This window comes from Streptomyces sp. URMC 124, from assembly GCF_051386455.1.
Classification (GTDB): Bacteria; Actinomycetota; Actinomycetes; order Streptomycetales; family Streptomycetaceae; genus Streptomyces.
On sequence record NZ_JBPQTS010000225.1, the window covers coordinates 1 to 8,278 of the forward strand.

General features: G+C 76.1%; 5 protein-coding genes. 1 reads left to right on the plus strand and 4 read right to left on the minus strand.

Going from position 1 to position 8,278, the window contains the following annotated elements; genetic code table 11:
- From ACSNOG_RS30555 to ACSNOG_RS30570, 4 genes are all read right to left on the minus strand, one after another.
- The coding region (locus ACSNOG_RS30555; protein ID WP_436755952.1) for an ABC transporter ATP-binding protein at positions 1-1,141 on the minus strand (1,141 nt) is incomplete at its 3' end.
- A gap of 215 nt (positions 1,142-1,356) precedes the next feature.
- A complete protein-coding gene (locus tag ACSNOG_RS30560; protein WP_436755953.1) occupies positions 1,357-2,118 on the minus strand; it encodes an NUDIX hydrolase in 762 nt (253 codons plus the stop codon).
- Between the two features lie 89 nt (positions 2,119-2,207).
- Entirely contained in the window at positions 2,208-4,145 is a 1,938-nt protein-coding gene (locus ACSNOG_RS30565; RefSeq protein ID WP_436755954.1) for a glycogen debranching N-terminal domain-containing protein, read from the minus strand.
- 229 nt (positions 4,146-4,374) lie between these two features.
- Positions 4,375-5,787: a DUF4192 domain-containing protein gene (locus ACSNOG_RS30570; protein WP_436755955.1), complete on the minus strand. Its 1,413-nt coding sequence runs from the start codon at positions 5,785-5,787 to the stop codon at positions 4,375-4,377.
- Between the two features lie 146 nt (positions 5,788-5,933).
- Between ACSNOG_RS30570 and ACSNOG_RS30575 the strand changes: the two genes are divergently transcribed.
- On the plus strand, positions 5,934-8,099 hold the full coding sequence (locus ACSNOG_RS30575; RefSeq protein ID WP_436755956.1) for a RecQ family ATP-dependent DNA helicase: 2,166 nt from the start codon (positions 5,934-5,936) through the stop codon (positions 8,097-8,099).
- Positions 8,100-8,278 lie beyond the last annotated feature (179 nt).

Genomic DNA, 8,278 nt, shown 5'->3' on the forward strand with positions numbered 1-8,278 from the left:
TGTGGACGCGGGGGAGCTCGACGGCGAGGTCCGGGGGGACGGCGGTGCCGGGCGTGCCGGCGTGGGCGGACCGGGCGTGCCCGGCCGGCGGGCCGGAGCGCCCTGAGGGCTCCGCTTCCCCGGCGGACGAGGGGCCGTCCGCCTCCGCACGGAAGCCTTCGGGGGTGTCCGAGGCCTCTGCGGGCGCCGCGCCGGGCGGGGCTGCGGCGGAGCCGGCCCGGCGGCCGTCGGCGCGCAGCAGCGGGGGTACGGGGCCGCTGTCGCCGATCTCCTCGGTCAGCCGGTGGATGAGGATTCCGTGCCGGTAGGCCGTCTCGCCGACGGTCGCGCAGGTGCTGCCGTAGACCGACAGCCGGCTGCCGCCCTCCTCCACGACCTCCACGGCCGGCCGGCCCTCGGCGGTCACGGCCTGGTCGGCCTCGGCCGTGAGGGCGTGGGCGAGGCGGGCGGCCAAGGGCGACTGGACGGCGACGCGCGGGCGCAGCCGGGTGCGGGCGAACTCGGTCGCCTCCTGGTCGGCGACGAGACGGCCGTCGTCGATGGTGACGACCTGGTCGGCGATGCGGGCCGCCTCCTTGGGGTCCCGTGAGGTGACGAGGACGGCGCCACCGTGGTCCGCGTAGGCCCGCAGCATTCCGTGCAGCCAGGCGGTCTCGCGGGGGGAGAGCTCGTGCGCGGGCTCGTCCAGGACGAGGGTGTGGGGGTCGCCGAGGAGGGCGGCGGCGATGCCGAGGCGCCGGTCCATGCCCAGGGAGAAGTCGCCCAGGCGCTGGCCGGCCAGGCCCGTCAGGCCGACGACCTCGAGGACCTCGTCGGCGCGCTCGGCGGGGACGCCGGCCGCGGCGCTGAGCATGCGCAGGTGTCCCCGGGCGCTGCGGGCCGGGTGGCCGGGGACGTCCCCGAGGACGACCCCGATCTCGCGGGTGGGGTGCGGGACCCGGTCGAGGGGCCGGCCGCGGAAGAGCGCGACGCCGCGACCGGGGTCGAGGCGCAGGAGGAGGCGCAGGGCACTGGTCTTGCCCGCTCCGTGGTCACCGAGCAGGACGGTGACCCGGCCGGGGCGGGCCTCGAAGGTGAGGTCGTCGACGGCGGGGAACCGGTTGCGCTGGGGGGCGCTGGTGAGTCCGATGGCCTGGATCATGGCTTCTCTCGCGGGGCGTGAGACGGCTCGGCGGCACCCCTCGGCCCGCTCGGTGACCGAGGCGGCCCGAGGGCGCGGGAACTGCGGGGAGGTACGTCAGCACCGTAACCCGCTATGTCCTATTTGCTACGCAATGTAGGCAGTTGTAAGGCGTGTCCCACCCCTGGGCACGCCGGACCGCCAGGTGCCTCTCACAGGCGCGATCCCCTTGCGGACTAGGCCTCGGGACGCAGCATGGGCGGGTTCAGAAGCGTGGCCCCGCCGGCCCGGAAGAGCTGGGCGGGCCGGCCGCCCTGGCGTGTCGTCGTGCCGCCGGTGGGCACCAGGAAGCCCGGCGTGCCGGTCACCTTCCGGTGGAAGTTGCGCGGGTCCAGCGCCACGCCCCACACCGCCTCGTAGACCCGGCGCAGCTCGCCGACCGTGAACTCCTGGGGACAGAAGGCCGTCGCGAGCGAGGAGTACTCGATCTTGGACCGGGCGCGCTCGACTCCGTCGGCGAGGATCTGCGCGTGGTCGAAGGCGAGGGGGGTCACCTGCTCGCCGTCGCGGCCGTAGCCGACCTCCTGGTCCAGCAGGTCCTCCACCGGCGCCCAGCGCACGCTGTGCGCGTCGCCCCCGGGGCGCGGGGCGGGCAGATCGGGCGCGAGCGCCAAGTGCGCGACGCTCACCACCCGCATGCGCGGGTCCCGCTTCGGATCGCCGTAGGTGGCGAGCTGTTCGAGATGGGCGGCGTTGACCGGCGAGGGGCCCGCCGGGTCGTGGGCGTTCAGCCCCGTCTCCTCGGCCAGCTCCCGCGCGGCTGCGGTCGTCAGGTCCTCGTCTCCCCTTACGAAGCCGCCCGGCAGCGCCCAGCGGCCCTGGAACGGCGGCTCTCCGCGGCGGACGGCCAGAGCGCACAGGGCATGGCGGCGCACGGTGAGCACGACCAGGTCGACGGTGACAGCGAAGGGCGGAAAGGCCGACGGGTCGTAGGGCATGACGCGATCATAGTCGTCTTCCTGACGATAAACAGGGTCTTGAGCAGGGCCGGTGAGCGCCTCCTCGGTGAGCTCGGGATCCAACCGGTTCACACCCCCAGCTGCAGGCCGTCGGCTGCTTCCTCGACCATGCCGAGGCCGAGCCTGCTGATCCTCATGGCGAACGGCTGCTCCGCGATGCGCAGCCCGGTGAACCTCAGCGCGCCCAGCGGGGCGGTGTGCAGCGGTCGCACCGCCACGCATCCCGCCGGGGCGTCGGGGCGCAGGCCGGCGAGCGCGGTCAGCAGGTGCACCGCTCCCGCGGCGGCGACAGCCGCGGGCCGGCACGCGGCCGGGTGGGGCAGGGGCGCGCTCCCGGCGGTGCGCTGCTCCCCCGCGTACATCTCCGGCAGCCGGTGGCCGAACGCGGCCGCCGCGTCCAAGGTGCCCCGCAGCAGGGCGCCGGCCTCCTTCTCGTAACCGGCGGAGGCCAGGCCCGCCACGGCCACGGCCGTCTCGTGGACCCGGACGGCGCCGCTGCGGTGACCGAAGGGGTTGTGCCCCGGCTCCTTCGCCCCGAGGCTGCGCAGGCCCCAGCCGGAGTCGAGCGCAGGCCCTCCGAGCAGCCGGGCGAGCTGTTCGGTCTGCACCTTGTCGAGCAGCCCGGGCGCCTGCATTCCCCCGCCGAGCAGGCCGGTGTCGAGGAGGTGCGCGGCCGCGCTCCCCAGGTGCGGTATCCGGCGCCCTTCGGGCGTGCGGGCCGCTGCGGGGCGCCCGCCGCCCGGGTCCTCCACCCAGAAGTCCTCGCGGAAGCGCCTGCGCAGCCCGGCCGCCCAGCTCCGCCAGCTCTCGGCCCCGGGACGGCCGTAGGTCTCCAGCAGGTCGGCCCCGAGCAGGGCCGCGCGGTGGGCGTGCGCCTGCGTCTCGCAGCGGTACGGCCCGCCGGGCAGTGGATCCGCGAGGTACCCCTCTTCCCCCGCCGCGCTCCTCAGCCACTCGAGGCACCGCTCGGCCGCGGGCAGCAGCGCCTCCGTCTCCCGCTCGGGCAGCCCCCACCGCCGGGCCTCGGCCAGGACGGCGGGGAAGAGCAGTGTGGCCTCGGTGCCCGTGCAGCCGGGCGGCAGGTGCGCCCCGGCGTGGCGCAGCGCTCCGGGGATCCGCCCCTTGTCGGGGCCCGGCCCCGCGAGCTGCGTCCGGGCCAGGGTGCGCAGCGTCCCCGCGGCCAGCCGGACCCCGAGGGGGAGCGTCATCCGCGCCGCCCAGAGGGCCTCGGCAGGAGCGAGGCCGCAGCGCCAGGGGACGCCGGCCGCCAAGTGGACGTCACCGGGGCTGTTGGGGTCGCGGACGAGCAGGGCCCGGAGGTCGTCGAGGGCGGAGGCGAGCAGCGCACCGGCCCGGGGGTCGTCGCCCTCGGCCTGCGGATCTCCCCACGGGGCCGTGGAGGCACGGCCCGCCGGGACGGCCGCCTCGGGCTGCCGGATCCGGCCGGGCTGCTCGGGCAGGACGCGGAGCTCGATGCTGCGGGTGCCGCCGGGCGGCAGCTCGATCTCCCAGCAGAGCATCCCCGCCGATGCCAGGGCGTCCCCCGGCGGGGGGTCGGTGGTGACCGCCGCCTGTGCCTCGCCGGTGGACCACCGCAGCCCGGAGGCGTGCACGCCCGCGGGGACCTCGGGCCCGGGGGCACCGGCCGCGACCGCGCCCAGCTCCGCGAGATCGGTGCCGAGCGACACCTCGACGGGCAGCCGCAGGGCACGTGCCGCGGTGCTGCGCAGGGTGATCCGCTCCACGCCCTCGGCCGTCCGCAGGCGCTCGACCGTGACGGCGGGGTCAGGGCCCGAGTCGGCAGCGGTCCGCACGGCACCGACGAAGCGGGCCCGGTCGGCCCCCAGCATGCGTCCCTGCACGGGCAGCGGCTCGGCCCCGCCGACCTTCAGCCTGCAGCGGGCCAGGAGCCGGCGCCCGCTGCGGTAGAACCCGTCGAGCCCCTGCCCGGTCAACTGCCCGTGCTCCCCGGAGATCGCGAGGGCGGGCAGCGCGACGCAGATCATGGCCGTGTGCACGGGCTGCGGAGCCGGCGGGCGCCCCGGGGCGGGGCGGGACGGCGGAGCCGGACGGGGCCGGGGCGGCCGGCCCTGGGGGACGATGCCTTGCACTGGACTGCGCTCCCCTGTGGTGTCACGAACCGGGACGACGGACGACGTTTGCGGGCCACCCGGATGAACGGCGGCGGCCCCGCCGAGGTCACGGTGTGCGCGGCCGCCTGTGTGGGCCACGGTTTCACCGGGGCCGGTCCTCGTGGCTGTGGTCCCGCTTGCGCGGGCTCCGGCGCCGTGCGCGCGGCTTCCCCGCCGGGCCGCCCGGGCCCCCGGGGCCGGTGCTGCCGCCGGGGCCGCCCGGCCTGGGCCGGCGCCGGACGACCCTCGTGGCGCCGGGGCCCTCCGCTCCGGCAGCCGTCGCCGCGGCCACCGCCTCGATGCGCTCCACCTCGGCCCGGACCGCGTCCTGGAGGGCACGATCGGCTTTCTCGTGACGCAGGCACCGGCGCAGCGGTTCGGGATCCAGCCCTTCGTTGCACGCGCGGTAGAGCAGCTGGGCGAAGACGTACTCGGGGTCGGCGGCGAGGGCCCGGCTCAGGGCGACCCTCGCCTCGGGCTGGTCGTCGGTGGCCCAGGCCACCCAGCCGGCCAGCGCGACGGGCGCCGCCGCATACTCCTCGTACGGGGGCACGCAGCGGCGGGCGAGGGCCCGCCACAGCCTCAGGACGGCCGGGGTGCGCGGGCCCTCCATCCACTCCGCGGCGTGGTCGCGGGTGACGCGGTCCTGGAGGCCCACGATGACCGTGGCGGCCTCCTCGTCGGTCAGGAGGGAGTCGTCGCGGGCGTCGGACGCGGAGCGGCCCGGGAGCGGCGGTGTCTCCTGGAACCGGTCGACCAGGGCCCGCGCGAGGGCGAGGGCCTCCTGCCGCACGGGCTCGCAGCCCTCGCCGCCCAGGATGCGCGGGACCATCGCGAAGGCCGTGGCGTCCAGCGCCTTGCGCTGCTCCTCGGCGCGGTCGCCCGTGAGGGGTGCGTAGCGGCCCTCCATCTCCCGGAGGGTGCCGCGGACCTCGATGCCGGCGTAGGTCGCGGCGGCGGCCATCACCGACGTGCCCGGCAGGGACAGAGGGGTGCCGTCGGGCGGGCAGCAGCGGGGATCGGGGCAGCAGTAGGACCAGAAGCGGCCGTCGGAGATGCACAGGGCCTCGTGCACGGGCATGTCGAGCCGGCCGCAGGCGCGGCGCAGGCTCTGGGCGAGCGGCCGCAGCCGCTCCATCACCTGGCGGGGAGCCTGGCCCGCGGCGGTGTCGGGGTCCTGGCAGAGGAAGATGACCACGCCGTCGGGGCGGTTGCCGCGCTTGCTGCTGCCGGTCAGCAAGGTCTCGGCGAGCTGGTCGCAGACTTCAGGCCATTCCTCGCCGCTGCGCGGGATGCCGAGCCTCAGCCGGCCGCCGAAGCGGCCCCGGTCTCCGTGGAGGGCGACGAGGACGATGCTGTCGGTCGGGTGGAAGCCCAGCAGATACGGCAGGGCGTCGGCCAGCTCGGCGGGCGAGCGGAGGGTGACCTGCTGCCCGGGGTCCCCTGCTGTCGCGGGCACGGCGGCGGACGAGGAGGAGGGGGTGGACGGGCGGGCGGATTCGTTGTGCTGCGTCATGGCCCGAGAGTCCCGCGGGTCCGCCACAGCCCGCCAGGCCTGTGGATAACCGTGAAATATGGTCTTACTAATGCTGTGGACAGCGGTTTTCCACAGCCGGGTCCGCTCGTTCGCGCATTGTCAGTGCACTCGTGTTGCATGGGGGCATGACGAACGAAGACCTCCGCGCCTCGGCCGACGCCGTCCTGGCCCGCCTCGTCGGGGACCCCACGGGCAAGGCAAGACTGCGGGAGGACCAGTGGCTGGCGATCGAGGCGCTGGTCGCCCACCACCGCCGCGCGCTGGTCGTGCAGCGCACCGGGTGGGGCAAGTCGGCGGTGTACTTCGTCGCGACGGCGCTGCTGCGGGCCCGGGGCAGCGGGCCCACGGTGATCGTCTCGCCCCTGCTCGCGCTGATGCGCAACCAGGTGGACGCCGCGGCACGGGCCGGGATCCACGCGCGCACGATCAACTCCGCCAATGTCGAGGAGTGGGACACCGTCCAGGCCGAGGTGGCCGCGGGCGAGGTCGACGTCCTGCTCGTCAGCCCCGAGCGGCTCAACAACCCCGACTTCCGCGACCAGGTCCTGCCCAAGCTCGCCGCTGCGACCGGCCTGCTGGTCGTCGACGAGGCGCACTGCATCTCCGACTGGGGCCACGACTTCCGGCCCGACTACCGGCGGCTGCGCACGATGCTCGCCGACCTCCCGCCCGGCGTCCCCGTCCTCGCCACGACGGCCACGGCCAACGCCCGCGTCACCGCCGACGTCGCCGAGCAGCTGGGCACGGGCGAGGAGTCCACGCAGGCACTGGTGCTGCGCGGCCCGCTGGACCGGGAGAGCCTGAGCCTCAGCGTCCTGCAGCTGCCCGACGCCGCGCACCGGCTGGCCTGGCTCGCCGACCACCTCGCCGAGCTGCCGGGCTCCGGCATCATCTACACGCTCACCGTCGCGGCCGCCGAGGAGGTCACGGCGTTCCTGCGCCGCTGCGGCCACACCGTGGCCTCCTACACCGGCAAGACGGAGAACGCGGACCGCCTGCAGGCCGAGGAGGACCTGCTGGCCAACCGCGTCAAGGCCCTGGTCGCCACGTCGGCGCTCGGCATGGGCTTCGACAAGCCGGACCTGGGGTTCGTGGTCCACCTGGGCTCGCCGTCCTCCCCCATCGCCTACTACCAGCAGGTCGGCCGCGCGGGCCGCGGCGTCGAGCACGCCGAGGTCCTGTTGCTCCCCGGCCGGGAGGACGAGGCGATCTGGAAGTACTTCGCCTCCCTCGCCTTCCCTTCGGAGGACCAGGTCCGCCGCACGCTTGCGGTGCTCGCCGCATCGGACCGCCCCGTCTCCCTGCCGGCCCTGGAGCCCCAGGTGGACCTGCGCCGTTCGCGCCTGGAGACCATGCTCAAGGTCCTCGATGTCGACGGCGCGGTGCACCGGGTGCGCGGCGGCTGGACCGCGACCGGCCGCCCGTGGACGTACGACGCCGAGCGGTACGCCTGGGTGGAACGCCAGCGCGGAGCCGAGCAGCAGGCCATGCGCGACTACGCCGCCACGACGCAGTGCCGGATGGAGTTCCTGCGCCGTCAGCTGGACGATGAGCAGGCGGCCCCGTGCGGCCGCTGCGACAACTGCACGGGGCCGCGCTTCGGCCCTGAGGTCTCCGCCGGGGCGCTCGACGCGTCGCGGGGCGAGCTGGGGCGCCCGGGCGTGGAGGTCGAACCGCGCCGGATGTGGCCCACGGGCATGCCGGCCGTCGGGGTCGACCTCAAGGGCCGCATCCCGGCCGGTGAGCAGGCGGCGTCCGGCCGTGCCCTCGGACGACTCTCCGACATCGGCTGGGGCAACAGGCTGCGCCCCCTCCTCGCCCCCCACACTCCGGACGGGCCTGTTCCGGATGATGTTGCCGCCGCGGTGGTGACCGTGCTGGCCGACTGGGCCCGCGGGCCCGGCGGTTGGGCCTCGGGCGCGGCGGATGCTCCCGGCCGTCCCGTGGGCGTCGTCACGCTCGCCTCGCGCACCCGGCCGCAGCTGATCCACTCGCTCGGCGAGCACATCGCCGCGGTGGGCCGGATGCCGCTGCTGGGCACGGTCGAGTACGGAGGCGCGGACACCGACACCCGGGTGCCCCGCACCAACAGCGCGCAGCGGCTGCGTGCGCTGGACGGCGCGCTGACGGTGCCGCCGGCCTTGGCCGAAGCCTTGGCCGGGGCCGACGGGCCGGTCCTGCTGGTGGACGACCTCACCGACACCGGGTGGACGCTGGCCGTGGCCGCACGGCTGTTGCGGCGCTCCGGTGCGCCGCAGGTGTTCCCGCTGGTGCTGGCGGTGCAGGGCTAGCCGCGCCCGTTCGGCGAGGCCAAGGGGGCGGCCGGGCCCGGCGAGCCGCGCGCCGCCGGGCAATGGCGCCAATTGATCGTTGCCGCCCGCCCCCGGCACCGCGAGAATTGGACGCGATCCCGCTCTCGTCCGTCCACGCCCGCCGGGGACGGCCGTCGTGGCGTGCACTCCTGCCCGGC

Coding starts and splice junctions, on each gene's coding strand:
- ACSNOG_RS30560 (WP_436755953.1), bottom strand. CDS start 2,118: ATGCCCTACGACCCGTCGGCCTTTCCGCCCTTCGCTGTCACCGTCGAC.
- ACSNOG_RS30565 (WP_436755954.1), bottom strand. CDS start 4,145: ATGATCTGCGTCGCGCTGCCCGCCCTCGCGATCTCCGGGGAGCACGGG.
- ACSNOG_RS30570 (WP_436755955.1), bottom strand. CDS start 5,787: ATGACGCAGCACAACGAATCCGCCCGCCCGTCCACCCCCTCCTCCTCG.
- ACSNOG_RS30575 (WP_436755956.1), top strand. CDS start 5,934: ATGACGAACGAAGACCTCCGCGCCTCGGCCGACGCCGTCCTGGCCCGC.